The organism is Arcticibacter sp., assembly GCF_053551015.1.
This window is the reverse complement of the sequence record NZ_JBMQOB010000010.1, coordinates 36,985-55,573: the sequence shown is the minus strand read 5'-3', so window position 1 is coordinate 55,573 and position 18,589 is coordinate 36,985. Positions and strand designations below refer to the sequence as shown.

Genomic DNA, 18,589 nt, shown 5'->3' with positions numbered 1-18,589 from the left:
TCATCATGAAGGGGATGCGGCGTTCAATGCAATAGGCGATCGATCTGCCGATCTTCTCACCAACCACGGTACCCATAGAACCACCGATGACATTAAAGTCCATACTGGCGATGACGAGGTCTTGACCGTTTACCTTGCCATGAGCGGCACGGATAGCGTCTTTAAGACCTGTTTTAGCGTTGCTGTCTTTAATGCGGTCTGTATATTTCTTTGTATCGGTGAAGTTAAGGGGGTCTCCCGACATCAGGTTAGGAGAAAGCTCAGTGAATTCGTTGTTATCGAACAGCACGGAGAAGTATTCGGCCGAGCCTATACGCAGATGGTAGTTGCAGTAGTGACACACGTACTTATTTTCTACCTGGTCAGCATAATGAAGGGGTTTCTTACACTTGGGACATTTATTCCAAATGCCATCAGGTGCCTCCTTTTTATCTTCAGTAGATGTTATAATTCCTTTTTTATCTCTTTTGAACCAAGCCATGTCTTAATGGAATAAGCTTGCAAAGAAACGAAATTTTAAGAAAAGAACTTCGATAATGACGCCAAAGCGTTAAATTTTATGATCCAAATCATTTAGGAATTATTTATAATTCTTAATTTCGGAAATCCAAAATAAAACAATTTAGTATGAATCTGAAAAATTATAAGGGCGTATTGTATGGCGACGCTGTTCAGGAACTATTCGAGCAGGCAAAGAAACACCAGTTTGCTTTACCTGCTGTAAATGTGATCGGTACGAACTCCATTAACGCGGTTATGGAAACAGCAAAAGCTGTCAATTCTCCCGTAATCATTCAGCTGTCTAATGGGGGAGCACAGTTCTTCGCTGGTAAATCGCTTGATAATTCCAAGCTTGACGCATGCATCCTGGGTGCAGTATCGGCAGCAAAGCACGTACATTTGCTTGCTGAGCACTATGGTGTTGCGGTGATTCTGCATACAGATCATGCTGCGATGAAATTCCTTCCATGGATTGACGGTATGTTGTCTCATGGTGAGAGATTCCACAAGCAAACAGGTAAACCATTATTCTCTTCTCACATGATCGATCTTTCTGAGGAGCCGATCGAAGAGAACATCGAAATAAGCAAAAGGTACCTTGAGCGCATGAAAGCCTTAGGTATGACTTTAGAAATTGAGCTGGGCGTAACTGGTGGAGAAGAAGACGGTGTGGATAACACAGACGTGGATAGCTCACGTTTATATACGCAGCCTGAAGAGGTAGCTTATTCTTATAAAGAACTTAGCAGCATCAGCCACAGATTTACCATCGCTGCGGCGTTTGGTAACGTTCACGGGGTTTATAAGCCAGGAAACGTGAAACTGGAGCCAAAGATCCTTAGAAACTCTCAGGAGTATTTAAGAAAAGAACTTGGTCTGGAAGCTGAGAAGCCGATTAACTTCGTGTTCCATGGTGGTTCAGGTTCTTCTCAGGAGGAAATCAGAGAAGCGATCTCTTATGGTGCTGTAAAGATGAATATCGATACCGATATGCAGTGGGCATTCTGGGAAGGTATTAAGGATTACTACCAGGCAAAAGAAGGTTACCTGCAGGCTCAGATTGGTAGCCCTGACGGTCCGGATTCTCCAAATAAAAAATACTACGATCCACGTGTTTGGTTACGTAAAGGAGAGGAAACTTTTGTAAAACGTCTTTCTCAGGCTTTTGAAGATCTGAACTGCTTAGACGTAAACAGCAAATTGTAATATTATTCTTTTTTATGAAGAAGAGGCTGTATCCCGTAGGATATCAGCCTCTTTTTTATTTATAGCCCCTTCGTGGAAGCCGTCTCGACTGCCCTGGGCATTATGCCTATTTGTTGGCAGTGTCCTCGGTCATTGATTCCCGGTTGAATGGCCGGATAATTAATCGGGTTCCGCGGTCGTAACTGAAATAGCTCCAGACCCAGTTTACCAGCACCACCAGCTTGTTTCTGAAGCCGACTAAGCTCATCAAGTGGACAAACATCCAGACGAACCAGGCGAATACGCCCTGGAAGCGGATTTTACCCAGATCCACTACCGCACGGTTTCTACCTACGGTGGCCATAGATCCTTTGTCTTTGTATTCGAAAGGCTCAGGTTCTTCGTTGTTGACGAGTTTGATGAGGTTTTTAGCCAGTAGCTGACCCTGCTGCATAGCTACAGGAGCAACTCCGGGATGTCCGTTAGGATAATCTTCAGTAGACATAGACGCAACGTCGCCGATAGCGAATATGTCATCGTAGCCAATTACCCGGTTGTAATGATCTACTTTGATACGCCCGCCTCTGACAATACGATCGGCTGGAATACCCTCAGGATACTCTCCCTTCACACCTGCAGACCATAGTACATTCTTGGTTGCGATTTCCTGATTATTGGAAAGAACGATTTTATCTCCGTCATAAGAAGACACGCGGGTATCTGTTAACACAACGACTCCGAGTTCTTCGAGAAATTGACGGGCATGTTCCTGAGATTGCTTGGACATGGGCCCCAGAAGCACAGGCGAGCCTTCTACGAGGTAGATATTCATCTCGTCCATATTCAGCTCGGGGTAATCTTTTTTAAGCACGTGGCGCTTTAATTCGGCTATAGAGCCGGCAAGTTCCACTCCGGTAGGACCACCCCCTGTGATAACAAAATTTAGAAGAGCTGATTTCTTTACGGGGTCTTTCTCGATCAACGATTCTTCAAGATTCTGCAAGATCATGCTTCTGAGGTTCAAAGACTCCGGAATGGTCTTCATCGGCATGGTGTAATGTTCCAGCTCTCTGGAACCAAAAAAGTTCGAATCCGATCCTGTGGCAATAACCAGGTAATCGTATGGGAATTCACCTATTGATGTGTCGACTACTTTACGTTCGGGGATGATGGATTTCACTTCGGCATTTCTGAAGAGGAAGTTCTTCTGACCTTTGAATATTTTGCGAAGAGGAAATGCAATCGAGTCGGCTTCGAGTCCCCCGGTAGCTACCTGATAGAGCAAAGGCTGGAACGTATGATAGTTATGCCTGTCGAGCATAAGTACCTGCACCTCTTTGTCTCTCAGCTTCTTACTGAGCTGAATGCCTCCAAAGCCTCCGCCTATGATAACCACACGCGGAAAATTGGTAGTAGAATTACTTGAATCCATATGATGTGTAGATATATGGTATTATTAACCCTATTTGGCTGAAAATGTTGGCATAAAAAAACGGCATCCACTTGTGTGTGGATGCCGTTGATATGATGTTGACTGAATTGACTATGGATGATGTACTTCAGCCTTTGTTTCTTTTTTGTCTTTGAACTCCTTTTCACGGATAAGCTCAACAACAAAAGGTGTTGCTACGAATAGTGAAGAATAGGTTCCGAAGATCACACCGATCAGCATCGCGAAAGAGAATCCTCTCAGGATTTCTCCACCGAAGATGAAGATGATGATCAATACGGCGATTACGCAGATACCTGTTACAACCGTACGGCTCAGGGTGCTGTTAAGCGCGTTATTGATCACCGTTGGTACACTCTGACCTTTTCCTTTTCCTTCATTCACGTACTCCCTGATCCTGTCAAAGATGACCACCGTATCATTGATGGAGTATCCCATTACGGTTAGAATTGCCGCGATGAATGATTGGTCGATATCCAGAGAGAATGGTAAGATTCCGTTGAACAGGGTGAATATGGAGAGGAGAACGAGCACGTCATGCGCCAGGGCAACGATCGCAGATACACCGAACTCCCATCTTCTGAATCTCACGAAAATGTAGATGAAGATTACCAGGATGGAGAATATAACGGAGTATACAGCCGATACCTTGATGTCATTGGCGATAGTTGGACCTACCGTCTGAGCATCCTTGATTTCGTAGTTAGGACTGATTTTAGAAAGTCCGTCACGCAGCTTCTTGCTCACGATTGCTTCCGTCTCTTCAGATTGTTTTTCAATCATGAAAGAGGTGGTGATCTTCACTTCGTTGCTTGAGCCGTAAGTCTTCACTTCAGGAGCTGCACCGAACTCAGTTAACAATACTTCTCTTATATCATCAGTCTGAACCGGTTTGTCAAATTCTACGAAGTAAGAACGTCCTCCTTTGAAGTCAACACCCAGGCTGAAGCCTCTGGTGAACATGGACACAAGACCCGCAATAATGATGATGCTGGAGATTGCATAGAATTTCTTTCTTCCGGCGATAAAGTCGAACTTGGAATCTTTGAATAGGTTTTCAGTCGCCTTGATGGAGAAGCTGATGTTCTGCTTTCTGTCAAGCATCCACTCGAGGATAATACGGGTGATGAAGATCGCAGAGAACAGGGAGGTTAAAATACCCAGCATCAAGGTAGTTGCAAAGCCCAGAATCGGACCACTACCGAAAACGTATAAGATTACACCTGTTAAGAAAGTGGTAATGTTGGAGTCGAGGATGGAGGACATCGCTTTGCTGAAACCCTCAGATACAGCAAGTCTCAGGGATTTACCGTTGGAGATCTCTTCTCTCACACGCTCATAGATCAGTACGTTTGCATCGATCGCCATAGCAAGGGAAAGTACGATACCGGCAATACCAGGCAAGGTTAATACAGCTCCTAAAGAGGCCATAACGCCCATCAGGAAGAATAAGTTAACCAAAAGGGCTACGTTAGCAACCCATCCGCCTTTGCTGTAATAGAGACCCATGAACAACAGGATAACGATCACACCAACGATAGACGAAACAAGTCCTTTGTTGATTGATTCAAGTCCTAATGATGGTCCTACAACATATTCACTAACAATCTTTGCTGGAGCAGGTAAGCGTCCGGCTTTAAGTACGTTTGCAAGGTCCTTTGTATCGTTAGCTGTAAATTGTCCGGTGATGGATGAAATACCACCAGAGATTTCGTTTTGAACAGTAGGTGCAGAGTAAACATAGTTATCGAGTACGATAGCAATGCTCTTCTTGTTGTTAGGATCAGCTGCTGCGGCTGCAGTTACCTGTCTCCATTTACGTGATCCTTCAGCGTTCATGATCATGACCACTTCAGGGTTGTTATTCTGATCCACATCAGAGCGGGCGTCAGTGATTACGTCACCTGCCATAGCAGCTTCCCCATTGAAGCCGGAAGTTCTCAGTGCATATAGCTCAAGAACTTTGCTTTCTGCGCTGATAGGTTTCACTCCCCAAAGAAGTTTCAGGTTGCGAGGCATCAGTGCCTGTGCAGCAGGAGAGCTCAGGTAAGCATTTACTTTTGCAGTGTCTTTTTGTGCCGCATAACCAACAACCGGTCCCGGACGAAGAGCGGGTTGCCCGTTCTCAGCCTGGTAAGTTGCAGGTGCAAGGACAGCAAAAAGAGGGTTCTGACGTGCTTGAGCCGCTTGTGCACCAGCTAGGTCAGATGTGTCAGATCCTGCTGAGTCTTTTCTTGCACCAAGTTGTGCCAGCTTACCTGCTGCTGAATCTACTTTTGCAGCAGTAGCAGTTTTAGCAGATGCAGTATCTTTAGTGCTTTGAGTTGCCGCTATCGTTTTGTTAATGCTTTCGATTAAGCCGAATATTTCACGGTTATCATAAGTTTCCCAGAACTCCAGCTGTGCAGATCCCTGAAGGAGCTTTCTTACACGCTGAGCATCTGATACACCTGGAAGTTCGATCAGGATCCGGTTAGTACCTTGCTGCATCTGAATGTTTGGAGATGTTACACCAAACTTGTCGATACGTGTACGCAGGATGTTGAATGATCTTTCAACCGCACTGGTTGCCTGGCTGCGCAGGAAGTTCAACACATCTTTGTTGCTCGCATCGATCTTTACCAGTGCAGCGTTCTCACGGGTTGCAAATAAAGGAGCCAGCTTTCCGTTAGGGCTAAGCTTCTCGTATTCTTCGCCAAAAAGGGTTACGATGTCTTTCTGGCTTGTAGTCAGTCTTCCTTCTGCATTCTTCAGCGCAGTTGCGAATGTCGCATCAGGATTGTGGTTAGCCAGGTTCTTGATCAGCTCTACCATGGAAATTTCCATAGTGACGTTCATACCGCCCGCAAGGTCCAGACCTAGTGGAATTTCACGTTCTTTAACGTATTGGTAGTTGAACTTGGCGAAGCCCAGGTTGTAAACCGGTTCTGTTGCCATTGAGTCCAGATACGCTCTTTCTCTTTCGGGATCTCCCTTCGCGTATTCGCGAGCGTCATTTTCCACCTTTTTAGCCACCCACGTAAACGATAAGGAATATAAACATCCAATCGTCAATGCGATAGCGGCAAACTTAATCAAACCTTTACCTTGCATTTCTGTTAATTGTATATAGTGTAAATTTTGTACTGTGTTGTAATACTTCTACTCAGAAGGTTTATAGTAAGCAATTCTGAATAAGACGGCAAATCTAAATAAATTTTTAATTTATAAAATTCTTTAATTCAGAAAACTCTGCGTTTTTCAGGAGACTTTTTGGTATTTTAAAAAAGAATATGTATAAGGGTTTTTCTCGTCAGGCTCCCTGTCATCCCGCGACACCTCTTCCCATTCTTCCCAGTTAATTCCCTCCAGGTAAGTATCTGCATCAAACTGATGTTGTATGCGGGTAATATACATGCATGAGATTAATGGAAGCGCCTGTTTGAAGATCTCTGATCCGCCAATGATGAAAGCTTCTTCGCTGGCATCACAGAGCTTTGTCGCTTCTTCTAAAGAGTGAACAAGCTCCGCATCGGCAAGATGCAGATCCTTTTGTCTGCTCACCACGATATTGCGCCGGTTAGGCAGCGCTTTCCCCATGCTTTCATAAGTTTTTCTGCCCATGATAATGGTGTGGCCTGAAGTAACCGTTTTGAAATACTTCAGATCGGCAGGAAGATGCCAGGGAAGCTGATTGTTCTTTCCAATGCTGTAGTTCTCGTCAATTGCGACGATAATGCTTAAGCTCATAAGGTTTACGGATGAAATGTATATCAGACGGCTACCGGTGCTTTGATATGCGGGTGTGGGTCGTAATTTTCAAGTTTAAAATCTTCGTATGTGAAGTCGAATATATCCTTTATTTCGGGATTAAGAACCATTTTCGGCAAAGGTTTTGGTTCTCTGCTTATCTGAAGCCTGGTTTGTTCAAGATGGTTATTATATAAATGTGCATCACCCAGGGTGTGGATGAAATCTCCCGCTTCCAGTCCGCATACTTGTGCGATCATCATCGTGAGCAGGGCATACGAGGCAATATTGAAAGGTACTCCCAGAAAAATATCTGCGCTTCTTTGATAAAGCTGACAGCTTAGCTTGCCATCGGCAACATAAAACTGGAAAAAGCAATGGCAGGGAGGAAGCGCCATCTTCGAAATTTCTGCGACATTCCAGGCAGAAACGATCAGTCGTCTGGAGTCAGGATTATTCTTGATCTGATTGATTACATCAGTAATCTGGTCGATATGTCCGCCATCAGGTGTAGGCCATGATCTCCATTGATGTCCGTATACAGGGCCCAGTTCTCCTTGCTCGTCGGCCCATTCATCCCAAATGCTTACATTGTTTTCTTTCAGGTAGCTGATGTTCGTGTCGCCTTTCAGGAACCAGATGAGTTCATGAATGATAGACCGGAGGTGTACCTTCTTCGTGCTGACCAACGGAAATCCCTCCTGCAGATTAAAGCGCATTTGGTGTCCAAAGACACTTATGGTTCCTGTCCCTGTACGATCATGTTTTTGTGTGCCGTTTTCAAGCACATGTTTCATCAACTCAATATATTGCTTCATCTCTCAATCTCTATCTGTGTCCGGCTGTTGACTGTATTGAGGCCGGACCGAGCCATGCGAATTTAGGAAATAAATGTATTTTTACCAGCCTAACAGCAAAGATATCCACTATGATACTGTTTCCTAATGCGAAAATCAATATCGGACTGAATGTTCTTAGTCGCCGGTCCGACGGCTATCATAATCTGGAAACAGTTTTCTACCCTATACCCCTTCACGACTCGATAGAAGTTGTGGAAGCAGAAAGCTTAAGTTTCAATTCTTCGGGGATTGTTATTCCGGGCCATGCGAATGAGAACCTGTGTCTGAGAGCCTATGAGCTGATGAGCAGAGATTTTGAGCTGCCGCCTTTAAGTATCCACTTACATAAACAAATTCCGATAGGAGCAGGGCTGGGAGGGGGTTCTTCGGATGCTGCATTCTTTATTAAGTTGCTTAACGAAAAGTTCAGTCTCGGATTAAGTACGGAGGAAATGGAAGGCTATGCCCGCAGACTTGGAGCCGACTGTGCGTTCTTTATTGAGAATAAGCCCGTATTTGCAAGTGGGAAGGGTGATGAGTTCCAGTCTGTCGACCTGGATCTTTCTGCATACAAAATCGTGCTGGTGATGCCTCCCGTGCACGTATCAACCGGAGAGGCATATCGTGGGGTGAAACCGCAATCATCTGAATATCCGCTTATTGAATTAATTCAAAAGCCGGTTTCACAATGGAAAGGAACAATCAAAAATGATTTTGAAGAGTCCATTTTTAAAACGCATACTTTAATAAGAGGCGTAAAGGCGAGTCTTTACGAAAACGGCGCCCTTTATGCAGCGATGAGTGGAAGTGGCTCCGCTGTATACGGAATATTTGAATCAGTGCCAGACCAGTTAAACTTTACTGAAGAGTTTCAGGTTTATCAATTTTAGTCATCATTTTTTTTCGTTTAATTAGGGAAGAAACCGATACTCTCCTAACTTTCTTTGTAATATCTAAGTCTCTGTTGATAATCAATCCCGTGATTCTGTTTACTTAATAGAATTATGTGTGAGATTTATTGAGTAAGTGTGCCTGATAAGTCACATTCCACACGCTGAATGAAACTATTTAGTTTATGTTTCGTTTAAAATGGAACGTATATAACTAAATCGCACACACCGATGGCAAATGTGACAGAACAGGATGTAATCAGCTTCCTGAAAGAAAGAATCACTAAATTACAGAACGAACTTAAGAAAGCTCAGTCAGCATTAGATGTCTTTACCGGCAGCTCTATAGATGAGGCTGAAGAACGTATGACTGAAGAACTTGTCCGCCCTGCTAAGGCGGGCCGCGCAAGCAAAGCAAGCAAGAGCAATTCTGCAAAGGCGCTAGTCGCGCCGGAAGAGTATTCTTCCAATTTGAAGCTCGATGGCAAGATTGCCTACATCCTGGCTAATAATGGGCCCCTGTTCAACACAGACATCATCGCTAAGCTTCAGGAGATGGAACCGGAGAAAGATCCTGAGAAACTGCTGAAGGCTGTTATGGTTAAACTCTCGTCTTTACACAAGGCAGGAAGGATTCAGGGCGCCAAGCAAGGACGTAAGTTCAAGTATCAGCTTTAAGATAATTAAGACAAGCACCGGTATCCCGGCAATGGGCATTGACCTGGATACTTCGGCGGTAATAAAAAAGAGTCGGCTGACGAATTTCGTCAGCCGACTCTTTTTTTGACCACTCCTCAGTAAGTCCCGGGAATGATAATGCATTTTAGTTTGACCTTCCGGCTGTCGCTCCATCAGACAACAGGCTTTCTAAATGCCTGATAAGCAAAGAAGCAGATCTAAAGGGATTTAGTTAAAGCTTATTTATAAACAAACACCGCATACTGAGGACCTTGTCCGGTCTTAAATTTGTAGGATAGCGTTCCATCAGACTTGAAGCAATAAGCCATGCCTTCAGTAGCAAGATAGGAGCCCGAATCAGATATCAGAACGTCGCCATTAAGCGAATTGACTGTTATGCCTTTAGCATTCGTTATGCCCGTGTTATCGGTGATGAAATTACTTCCCTGTTCGCCGGTGCTCAGGTTGAATACCTTGACCTGGGTTGATCCATACGGCCCTATCGCTGCATAACCCGTTTTTTCTCCCACAGCAAAAAGAGTGGTTTCGAACTTCTGAGCAGAGGTCACCACGTCTGTGCGGGTATCAACCTTCTTAAATATGGGCGTTCCACCGCCGATACCCGGCGCCGTAACAAACAGGTTGCCATCGGGCGCTACCTCTACACTTGTGGGGTTAGAGCCGACTTCGATCTCCTTCAACTTGCTGAAGTTTTTCAAGTCGACGACTGACAGGGTGGACCCTTTTCCGGCCCAGAACCAGTCCGAATTGGAAGCATAGATCTTCTGATTCGCGATCGCGATGCCCTCGAGTGTGCCTCCAGCCTTCAGTTCTTTGTCTATAGTCAGTGATGCCGTGTCAATCCTTCTGATATAGCCATCCTGGCAAGCTACGTAAGCCTTGCTTCCAGAAAAAGCAATAGCCCTCGGGAGGTAAGTATCCTTATCTTTATGAAAAGGAATTCTTCTAAGGGACTTCAAATTGGAAGGATCAAGAACCTCCAGATAAGAATTGTTGCCGTTCGTAGATCCCGAAACAATACAGTAGATCTTATTACCATATTGTTTTAGTTGATTGGCGGTTTCCCCCAGGCTATGATTATTCACCTTATTGAAATAGTCGTGGGTGACTATTCCGGTCTTAAGATCGTAATAGTCAATGCCGCTGTTGTTCGCTCCATAGCTCCCCTCGTACAAAAGGTATACGCCGGCGGTTTCCGGATTAGAGCTCGTTTCCAGGGAGTCTTTCTTGCATGCAGACAGGCCTACCACGAGTAGAGCCACTGCAAAGGCTAGTTTTTTTAAGTAGTTGTTTGTCATATTGCTGGTTTTATTATTCGTTGTTAGGTATGTGAAGGTCCACTACGCCGGATACCTCGGTGGAGATCTCGCCCACCTGTCTGCCTCCATCTGCTTCGCTTCCGGTGCTTCCGTTACTATTCTGTGCGGTCATGATACGTACAAAGTCCACACGCTTCAGGTCCACACGCTTGCCCGTCTTATCTATCGCCCATGATATATCGAAAGCGTTATAGCCGCGTCCGTATTCAGATCTGAATCCCAGGAACTCCTCTGAACCGCTGTCCGCATAGCCCCAGGCAAACGGTGGATTGGTATTGAGTCCTTCTGAGCGCAGCGAAGGGGGTAGGAGCGTTCCGGTGAAGCTTACTGAATCCTGATCAGGGAGCCACAAAGGATAGTACTCCTGCGGATGAAAAGTATTACGGAGAACTCTTCCCTGTTTTCCGCGGCTGTCCTTCCAGGTCAGGTCATCGGTTTTGTTCTTCGGATTGTAATAGGTGATGCGATAGTTTTTTATGGTTGCCGGGTTCGTATGTTCACTCCCCGCCAGCTCATACCACTCCCCGTCATCGGGAAGCCCGTTGCCGTTCTTATCTTCCATGACGAAAACAATCCCCGGCTCAGACCATTCTGTTCCGGCACCTGTATTCGGATTTCCGTAAATACCGATATCTGCTCCTTCAGCATTCTCGATGGAGTGGTCAAAGCCGACAATCACATAACCGCCGAAAGATCCGAGAGACAGGAGAGAGGAGGTGCCGCCAATCAAAGCCTGTGCCGCCTGTGGGGTCCCTGCGTTCTGCTCGTTAATGAACTGTCCCGGAGCGGGCTTGTATTCGAGTACTGTATGGACGTATCGGCTGGTACCGGCAGGCTCGTCGTTCTTTTTGCATGAAACGAGCGCTGCTGCCAGGCAGATGAAGAGTGCAGTATATTTGTTGTTTTTCATTTTCGTTGTCTTAAAAATCGCTGGTGCCGGAAGGACTTTTATTTGTTCATGCCGATGAAGGCGATGTGAGCAGGGATATCTCCGGTTATTACCGACCATTTTTTAATGCCGTTCTTGTCGAAGCAGTATAAGGTGCCGGGACTCAGGTAGTCCTTCGCGTCACTCACGTATATGTCCTTTGTCTTTGGGTCGACCGCGATCCCGAAAGGTTTGGTAATATTCTTTTCGGTTCCGTCCTTGATGAAACTGCCCTCAACCAGCGTCTCATCGCGCACATTGATAATCGAGTAATTGACTGTGTTGCGTTGTTTGGTATAGTCCCACTCGAGGCTGTAAACATAGCCCAGATCGCCGTCTATCCAGATGTTGCTGGTTGATACATCAAAGACCTTCTTCACCTGATCTGTGCGGGTGTCGATGACGAAGAGGTTAGAAGGTGTTCCATAATAGTCTCCCCTGGAACTCACATAGACATCCCCATACTGATCAGCCCGCACCCGGTGCAGGTTATCCGCTACATCAATGCGCTTAATTTCCTGAAAGCTGTTGAGGTCGACAACAGACACGCTTCTTTCGTAATTGGTCGGATTGTAGCCTCCGGAATTAGCTACATAAAGCTTTCTCCCAACAATGGCGATCTCCTCAGGCTGTCTGCCCACCTTTGTCCGCGCTTCAATACTCAGGGTTGCGGTATCAATCCTGACGATAGACCCTTCGGCCTTATTGGTGTTCCCCACGGCTCCTTCGTATGAACTTACATAAGCCTTGCCGGCATCAAATGAAACGTAGCGGCAGTTGGGAATATCGATTTTGCTGATCCTCCGGGCGGTGCGAAGGTCGAGCACCTCCACTTTGTTGGATATGTTGACCACCACGTATAGCTTGCTGCCATAAGCTTTGATGTCATTTCCTACATCCCCCAGACCTCTGATTACATCCGGATTGCTTGCCTCAAAAATATTGCGCCGGTAAGCTCCTGTAGCAGCATCGAAACGGTCAAGCGAAGCTTTGTTCATGTTCATATTGCCTTCATTGAGCAGGAAGAAGCTCGTCGCATCAGAAGGAGAGCTTACCTGCTCGACCTCTTCAGGCACAACTGCTGCATCTTTTCTGCATGCCGTTAGAGTAAGCAGCAGGAGACCCAGGCTATATAGTGTTTTTTTCATGTCAGATGTTAGTGCTAAAGGTAAATCGGAAAGAACGACCCGGCATCGGGAAGTTCAGTACAATGTCGCGGTACTGGTTGAAGATGTTGTTCAGCTCTCCGCCGATCTTGAATTTCCTTCCTGATACCTCAAGAATCTGCGCACACGAGATGTCATGCGTGTACCAGGGTTCAATATAGTTAACAGGAATATTTGTCTTCTGGCTGTACCGCTCCCCACAATATACGTAGCTGTAGTTCAGCGTTAATTTCCTGTAGTCTGCTCCGAGGGTCAATGAGCCGCTGTGAAGCGGGGTATAGGGGATCTGATGATTGTAGTTCGACGCCCCGGAAGTCACATCCACAGCCCTTTGGTAAGTATAATTTAATCCCAGGTGCAGCATCAGTGCGTTGGATAGCTGAAGATCGGAGCGAACATTGCTCTCCACGCCTCTGATATCCACTTCTCCCAGGTTGACCATGGTCCACCGGAACAAGTTCTCAGCGGGTATAGCCACAATCTTATCCTTTACGTGATTGTAATAGGCATTCGCCTGAACAGACACACTCTTCCAGATTTGTCCCTGCAGGTTTTGCTGATAAGCTAATCCTGCATTGTATTGCGCGACACGTTCCGGCTGTAGTGCTGTGTTGCCGATCATGCTATAATACAGATCGTTGAAAGTGGGCATCCTGAAGGTCTCCTTATAGAAGGCATTGATCAGCAGTGGCTGTTTCCTGAACGGCTGCCAGGAAGCGCTGATCGCCGGGTTGTATCGGTGGAAATTGCTGGCCGACTCGTATGCCTCCACTGTTTCGGATACATATGTACCTAATAAGCTTGCCTGAAGATGGAATGTTTTTAGATCCAGCGACGACGAAGCTGCTACCAGCTTCGTATTGCGAGTGGGATAGGCGAAGAATTCGAGGTCTGCGTCCAGCTTGTTGTGGATCCAGTCTGCCGATAGGCCCACGTTCCAATATTGGTTAAGACGGTATTTGTTCGCCAGGGAAAGGTAAAGCTCCTTCTGGCGGTAGTGGTTGTCCAGCGGGCCTTCCATTTTGTAGTGGTCCGGATCCAGGTATCGGGTATAGTCATAGGCATACTTGGCGTTTGCCATGCTCTGGAACCGACGGTTTAGGGGCGACTTCCATGAAGCTTGTACGAAGCTGTTCCTGTCCCATAGTCGGTCATCTGACTCGAAATTATTGCTGACAATGGCCCGGGGGAGTCCACGTTCCGAGCGGTAATGGTAGCCTTTCAGTGTCCATTGGCTGCTGTCGCGAGTCATGCCATAAAATCCTGCCTCCAGGCGTAGTGCATCCATATCGCCATTCTGCCGAACGGCCGTGGTGTCATAAACGCCATTGGTATACCTGAACTTGTAGTCCCCGTCCGACTGCTGCCATTCGGCATTCAAACTTGCTGAAATATTCTTTGAAATCTTTTGCTGCAACACAGCGGAAGGGTTGATCAATCCAAATGAGCCTGTCCGGAATCGTACACCTGCATTCGTCTGTTTTCCCTCGCGAAAGCTTGGGACCTTCGACTCCAGGTATAGTGAACTGCCGGCGGCAAATGCTCTGGCCGGTTGAAAAATGTCACTCTTCTGGAAAGTATATAAATGAAGCTCGTCGAGGTTGTCCAGAGAAAACTTACTCAGGTCTGTCTGTCCGTTCATCGCATTGCCCAATTGCACGCCGTCGTAGAATACTGAAGTATGGCTTGATCCCATGCTTCTCACGTCGACTGTTTTCAACCCCCCAATGCCTCCATAGTCTTTTACCTGCAGTCCCGAAAAGAACCTCAGTGCATCGGCAACGTTCAGGCTGTTCAACCTTTCGAGTTGCTCGCCCTTTAAACTTTGATGTGGTACTGCTGATTTTTCAGGGGCTACGAGAAAGCGCGCATTAATCTGAACCTGGTGAAGGGTATCGGTATGAACGACAGTTGATCCTGTTCCTCTTTTCTCCTGAGCATAGGTATCTCCCCAACTGTACAGGATAACCAGCGTCAGCAGGAATTTGAGAAAAGACTTTGGCGGAGCAGGTCCGGCTATTGTTGTCGTCATCTTGCACGTTGATTGCAGTGGAGTGCAGAATGAAATATAGCCAAACAGTTAGATCTCATTCCAGCCTCAATCCACGAAAGCTATGAATCATTATGCTACGGCAGGTCTTCTGACTTGCTCCTCCTTTGCCTGTCTTCCCGTTCGCTATGCTTACAGTGACTGAGGGGGCATTGGATTAAGGAGCTTACAGCTGCGGGACAGTTCTGGATTTACACCAGATTCCCTTTTAATCTCTGTCAATGGACAGGGAACCAAAGCTGTTGCAAAGGTAGGCCTTTGCCCGGTTAAATGCAATATAAGAATGCTTAGCTGATATAATCGCGGTCTTCGTCGCTCAGCTTGGTCTTGTAGGTATTGACGGGAAGATTCTGTGCATCCTCTTCAGGATACTCGTCTTCATCCTCTTCCAGTACTTTCTTCTTTCGCGGACGCATGACCAGAGCTCCTACTATGAAGCCAAGTACAAATACCACTGCCAGGATGATGAGTTTCGATATGCGGGTCGTGCCGAACAGCCACATGTCTATTTCTTCTGTATTGTTCATCAGAACAATGGTCACCAGGGCAGTGATCAGGATGATGAAGAATGTTTTTATTCTCATAATTAGAAGCTATAGGTTGCAATAGTCTCGAAGATCGGCTTCCGACTGGGTTTCTCATTTAAAAATACGACTTTTCCGCCAATATCAAAGTTCGGAAGATAAAAACGGAGCAGGTTCATATCGCCGCGAAGCTCCGCGCCAAAGGACCGCGGAGAAAAGGTTCTCCCCTGGCCGACGTTCTCGAAATCGGCAAACAGTCCTAGTTTTACCCTTTTGATATAGGCAAGCGGGCCAAGCTCCCAGTCGGGATAGAATACAGGCATTCGATAATTCAGCAGCAGTGTGTTGTGCGTGTTGCCAAGCGGTTTCAGGAAGCTGTATCCCGATACCCGGGGGATGTCTACAGAATTTTGGTAATTACCCTCTCCGTCCTGGAAGTTGAAGCTCGCTGCAAAGGAATGGTTTCGCAGAAGGCCCGGGAAATACAAGGTGCTCCGGAAAACGAAGAGCTGACCTTCTACGCGATCTTCAAATGGAAAGTGCCGGTAGGTGAGGGTGACGTTCTGTCCCCATCGGGGTACAAGGTCCCGCGCACTTCTTCTGCTGTTGTGCGAAAGTGCCAGCTGGTAGTGCATCGGGAAGTCGAGCCTGCTAAGAAGTGATGGCATCCTGTTCTCAAAATCATAACGGTTCGTCAGGCTCGTACCAGTCTTGAACGTTACACCATAGGTGTGGTTAAAACGGTTAAAGCTCAGCGGCACGCTCACCTCCGCCTTCACCTCATTTTCCCGCCAGGTCACAGGTGTGTAGGTGGTCACATTATTGCTGACCGCCCGGCGATAAATCAGGCGCGGCCGGTTGATATAATGAACGCTTAGAATCGGGAAGAAGCGCTTGTAAGCGAAGCCTGCCGAATACTCGCTTTTCCTTAGTGCATTGTTGAATTGATAACCTGTGTAAAAGCTCATCGTGTTGAGCAGATTGTCGGATTGAATTTCCAGTCCGAAGTTGCTGTCGTTAAAGAATGGATTGTCCTCCAGCGTCGGAATCACACTATGGAAATTGAAGAGGTTTTGCCACTCTTTATACCTTGTCGATGGATAAGTCTTGTAGATAATATCGTATAATAAACTGCGTCCTCCTTCCTGCTCGTAGGCAGCTTTTCCGTAATCAACAAAATGGTTGCCGATGTTCTCCAAAGGTACGCCTGCTAAAGAATCCGCATTTAGAGCGGCTATATCGTATCCAAGACGCGTGTACGTATTGAAGGTCATTTTTTCGGAGATCGTGTCGTAGAAGGGATTAAACGCGCCCAGTTTTGCTGAGCTTACCTGGAAAATTCTCCTGTCCGACAGATCAAGACGATACAGATTGTCGATGCCGTTGTAATGAGCCTTGAAGAAAATCGAGCCTTCCGCGTACACCGGTCTTAATATTTCCTGCTTCTGGTAGGGTAGGAGAGGGGCAAAGTTCCCCGACTGAAGGTCCAGTTCCAGGAGCGTTTTTCCCGAATCATTTACGGCTACAACGACTGCCTTTTCAGCGTCCGGCCGGTAGGCCGGCATCTGCAGCATATCGTTGTTCGGCGACTTAAATTGTCTCAGCTCTCTGCCGCTTCTTGCGTCGATTTCCACAAGGGAAATCTCATTGGAATAGGAGATAGAAACCGCCAGTATTTTGTTGCCGTCAGGAGAGAGGGAAGGAGCGAAGAGCCGGGTCTTTTTTGTAATCTGCCGGGACCTTCGGGTCAGGGTGTCGAACACGTTGATGACGTTGTATGACCGCTGATGAAATCGGCCTTCAAAACGGTGCTCATCCCAGGTGATTTTACCCCCTCCATAACTGAACCAGGGGAGCTCCTGATAGCCTATCTCAACCACCTTTTTTTCTCTTCCGGAACCATCGATCCGGACGATGCGTGGGGTGCTTGCCTTGCTCTGTTTCATGGCGAGGATATCGCCGTTCGGAAGAGTCTGCGGCATCAGGTAATTTTCGGGAATGGTGTTCCTCCTCTTGTTCAGGGAAGGGTAGTCATGAGCCTCCGAAAGGTCCACCTGGTTCTGCCATAAACGACGCAGTTCACTGATGGTCGAGTCATGCAGTTGACGGGTGCTCATGCCCGTCAGTTTCTTCACCGAGTTGCTCAGATTATAGGGTCTGAAAGGCTGCGAGGTCATCCGGGAAAACAGCTGCTCCATAACGTCCTTGCCATAATCTTTCCTCAGCTTGCTGGTCATGAAAAAGCCAAGCTGGTAGTAGCCGGGAGTGAAGTCTTTAACCGAGCCCAGGTAGTTCTTGGAGTAGGAGAACTTCCGGTTACTTAGTGTATTTGCTCTTAAGGCAATGCTCCATTCCGGAATCCGTCCCCGGCCTGCATCGGTGAGTGCGGTTTCTGTTACCACAGCGTCTCCCTCGAAGAACCAGGGCGGTAATGTAATCCCAAATACCGCCAGGGCCAATTGCTCAAAGAAAGGGGCATTAAGGCGGCCTGTCAGTTTGTCAAACTGAACCACGTGGCGCATCTCGTGTATAGCCAGGCTGTTCAGCCAGCTCTGAAAGTCGAAGCTCTGAGAAGGGGTGGTGTAGAACTCCGACCGACGTGGAGCGAGCTCCACAAAGCCATTGGAGGTGACACCCTGGTTCTGCAGAATGATAGAGATTTTCTTAGGCTTCACCTGGATGCTCCGGCGCTCACGGGTGACGATAGATTCAAGGACTGAGGTGATTCGCTGAGCCTCCTGCTCGAGCTCTAAGGGGTAGATCAGCTGAAAGTTTTTTGTGTTAATCTGTCGCCAGCGCAGGGAAGGTGGGTTCTGGTCTGAGCTGTAAACCTGAGCAAATAATGAATCTGAACAAATACTTGAGTACAAAATGAGAATTAAGGTGATATTTATACTTATATACGTAAAAAAAGGGCTTGTTTTTGGCACTTGCTAAATATTTTAGTTTAAATCTCCTGAATATCAAATTATTATATAAATATTTAAATTAATCAGGTGTGGTAAAGTAACTCAATATCATGGTATTATTGTAATACATTATCGCCCGATAAATTCTAATATGAACTCAATTTACGCATTATTTTCTACAATTCCGCCGAATTTACTCTAATCTTAATGATGCTCCTTCAGCCCTCTCCTATTCGCTCCAGCTTGGGTCCTTGTAACAGATTTTAGCCCATGCCATACGGTCGGTCTCGCGATGCATCAGGTGGGGTCTCGGGAGAGCAATGGCCCTTAAGATTCCGCAACTTTCCTTGTGTTTTACTCGACGCAGTTTGCGTTCTGAAGGGAGCACGAAAGAACTGAG

At 46.5% G+C, this 18,589-nt stretch carries 14 protein-coding genes and 1 riboswitch; of the genes, 3 read left to right on the top strand and 11 right to left on the bottom strand.

Features of this window, described 5'->3' with window-relative positions; translation table 11 throughout:
• The coding region (locus ACO1NU_RS07130) for a carboxyl transferase domain-containing protein (protein WP_448817785.1) at window positions 1-481 on the bottom strand (481 nt) is incomplete at its 3' end.
• A gap of 146 nt (window positions 482-627) precedes the next feature.
• Here ACO1NU_RS07130 and fbaA point away from each other — a divergent pair.
• A complete protein-coding gene (gene fbaA, locus ACO1NU_RS07125) occupies window positions 628-1,707 on the top strand; it encodes a class II fructose-bisphosphate aldolase (protein ID WP_448817784.1) in 1,080 nt (359 codons plus the stop codon).
• A gap of 106 nt (window positions 1,708-1,813) precedes the next feature.
• Here fbaA and ACO1NU_RS07120 read toward each other — a convergent pair whose 3' ends face one another.
• From ACO1NU_RS07120 to ACO1NU_RS07105, 4 genes are all read right to left on the bottom strand, one after another.
• Window positions 1,814-3,118: an NAD(P)/FAD-dependent oxidoreductase gene (locus tag ACO1NU_RS07120; protein ID WP_448817783.1), complete on the bottom strand. Its 1,305-nt coding sequence runs from the start codon at window positions 3,116-3,118 to the stop codon at window positions 1,814-1,816.
• A 111-nt stretch (window positions 3,119-3,229) separates the two neighbouring features.
• A complete protein-coding gene (gene secDF / locus ACO1NU_RS07115) occupies window positions 3,230-6,229 on the bottom strand; it encodes a protein translocase subunit SecDF (protein ID WP_448817782.1) in 3,000 nt (999 codons plus the stop codon).
• A gap of 147 nt (window positions 6,230-6,376) precedes the next feature.
• Entirely contained in the window at window positions 6,377-6,865 is a 489-nt protein-coding gene (locus tag ACO1NU_RS07110) for a dihydrofolate reductase (protein ID WP_448817781.1), read from the bottom strand.
• A gap of 23 nt (window positions 6,866-6,888) precedes the next feature.
• Window positions 6,889-7,683, bottom strand: coding sequence for a thymidylate synthase (locus ACO1NU_RS07105; protein WP_448817780.1), 795 nt, complete (start codon window positions 7,681-7,683; stop codon window positions 6,889-6,891).
• 110 nt (window positions 7,684-7,793) lie between these two features.
• Here ACO1NU_RS07105 and ispE point away from each other — a divergent pair, with 110 nt between their 5' ends.
• Together ispE and ACO1NU_RS07095 are read left to right on the top strand one after the other, a co-directional pair.
• Window positions 7,794-8,594 carry a 4-(cytidine 5'-diphospho)-2-C-methyl-D-erythritol kinase gene (gene ispE / locus ACO1NU_RS07100; protein WP_448817779.1) on the top strand — a complete coding sequence of 267 codons (801 nt, stop codon included), beginning with the start codon at window positions 7,794-7,796 and terminating at the stop codon, window positions 8,592-8,594.
• Between the two features lie 231 nt (window positions 8,595-8,825).
• Window positions 8,826-9,272 (top strand): hypothetical protein, encoded by a 447-nt coding sequence (locus ACO1NU_RS07095; RefSeq protein ID WP_448817778.1) that lies wholly within the window; start codon window positions 8,826-8,828, stop codon window positions 9,270-9,272.
• A 239-nt stretch (window positions 9,273-9,511) separates the two neighbouring features.
• On the opposite strand, the gene ACO1NU_RS07090 is transcribed toward ACO1NU_RS07095, so the two are convergent.
• The 6 genes from ACO1NU_RS07090 to ACO1NU_RS07065 form a co-directional block, all read right to left on the bottom strand.
• Window positions 9,512-10,591 carry a YncE family protein gene (locus tag ACO1NU_RS07090; RefSeq protein WP_448817777.1) on the bottom strand — a complete coding sequence of 360 codons (1,080 nt, stop codon included), beginning with the start codon at window positions 10,589-10,591 and terminating at the stop codon, window positions 9,512-9,514.
• Between the two features lie 13 nt (window positions 10,592-10,604).
• Window positions 10,605-11,522 carry a PKD domain-containing protein gene (locus tag ACO1NU_RS07085; RefSeq protein WP_448817776.1) on the bottom strand — a complete coding sequence of 306 codons (918 nt, stop codon included), beginning with the start codon at window positions 11,520-11,522 and terminating at the stop codon, window positions 10,605-10,607.
• 38 nt (window positions 11,523-11,560) lie between these two features.
• Window positions 11,561-12,688 (bottom strand): YncE family protein, encoded by a 1,128-nt coding sequence (locus ACO1NU_RS07080; RefSeq protein ID WP_448817775.1) that lies wholly within the window; start codon window positions 12,686-12,688, stop codon window positions 11,561-11,563.
• A 1-nt stretch (window position 12,689) separates the two neighbouring features.
• Window positions 12,690-14,738 carry a TonB-dependent receptor plug domain-containing protein gene (locus tag ACO1NU_RS07075; RefSeq protein ID WP_448817774.1) on the bottom strand — a complete coding sequence of 683 codons (2,049 nt, stop codon included), beginning with the start codon at window positions 14,736-14,738 and terminating at the stop codon, window positions 12,690-12,692.
• An 82-nt stretch (window positions 14,739-14,820) separates the two neighbouring features.
• Window positions 14,821-15,009: riboswitch (cobalamin riboswitch) on the bottom strand.
• Between the two features lie 34 nt (window positions 15,010-15,043).
• Window positions 15,044-15,340: a hypothetical protein gene (locus ACO1NU_RS07070; protein ID WP_448817773.1), complete on the bottom strand. Its 297-nt coding sequence runs from the start codon at window positions 15,338-15,340 to the stop codon at window positions 15,044-15,046.
• 2 nt (window positions 15,341-15,342) lie between these two features.
• Window positions 15,343-18,150 carry a hypothetical protein gene (locus tag ACO1NU_RS07065; protein ID WP_448817772.1) on the bottom strand — a complete coding sequence of 936 codons (2,808 nt, stop codon included), beginning with the start codon at window positions 18,148-18,150 and terminating at the stop codon, window positions 15,343-15,345.
• Between the last annotated feature and the right edge of the window lie 439 nt (window positions 18,151-18,589).

What these genes read in the sequence shown, in the direction of transcription:
- fbaA (WP_448817784.1), top strand. Translation starts at nt 628, where the DNA reads ATGAATCTGAAAAATTATAAGGGCGTATTGTATGGCGACGCTGTTCAG.
- ACO1NU_RS07120 (WP_448817783.1), bottom strand. Translation starts at nt 3,118, where the DNA reads ATGGATTCAAGTAATTCTACTACCAATTTTCCGCGTGTGGTTATCATA.
- secDF (WP_448817782.1), bottom strand. Translation starts at nt 6,229, where the DNA reads ATGCAAGGTAAAGGTTTGATTAAGTTTGCCGCTATCGCATTGACGATT.
- ACO1NU_RS07110 (WP_448817781.1), bottom strand. Translation starts at nt 6,865, where the DNA reads ATGAGCTTAAGCATTATCGTCGCAATTGACGAGAACTACAGCATTGGA.
- ACO1NU_RS07105 (WP_448817780.1), bottom strand. Translation starts at nt 7,683, where the DNA reads ATGAAGCAATATATTGAGTTGATGAAACATGTGCTTGAAAACGGCACA.
- ispE (WP_448817779.1), top strand. Translation starts at nt 7,794, where the DNA reads ATGATACTGTTTCCTAATGCGAAAATCAATATCGGACTGAATGTTCTT.
- ACO1NU_RS07095 (WP_448817778.1), top strand. Translation starts at nt 8,826, where the DNA reads ATGGCAAATGTGACAGAACAGGATGTAATCAGCTTCCTGAAAGAAAGA.
- ACO1NU_RS07090 (WP_448817777.1), bottom strand. Translation starts at nt 10,591, where the DNA reads ATGACAAACAACTACTTAAAAAAACTAGCCTTTGCAGTGGCTCTACTC.
- ACO1NU_RS07085 (WP_448817776.1), bottom strand. Translation starts at nt 11,522, where the DNA reads ATGAAAAACAACAAATATACTGCACTCTTCATCTGCCTGGCAGCAGCG.
- ACO1NU_RS07080 (WP_448817775.1), bottom strand. Translation starts at nt 12,688, where the DNA reads ATGAAAAAAACACTATATAGCCTGGGTCTCCTGCTGCTTACTCTAACG.
- ACO1NU_RS07075 (WP_448817774.1), bottom strand. Translation starts at nt 14,738, where the DNA reads ATGACGACAACAATAGCCGGACCTGCTCCGCCAAAGTCTTTTCTCAAA.
- ACO1NU_RS07070 (WP_448817773.1), bottom strand. Translation starts at nt 15,340, where the DNA reads ATGAGAATAAAAACATTCTTCATCATCCTGATCACTGCCCTGGTGACC.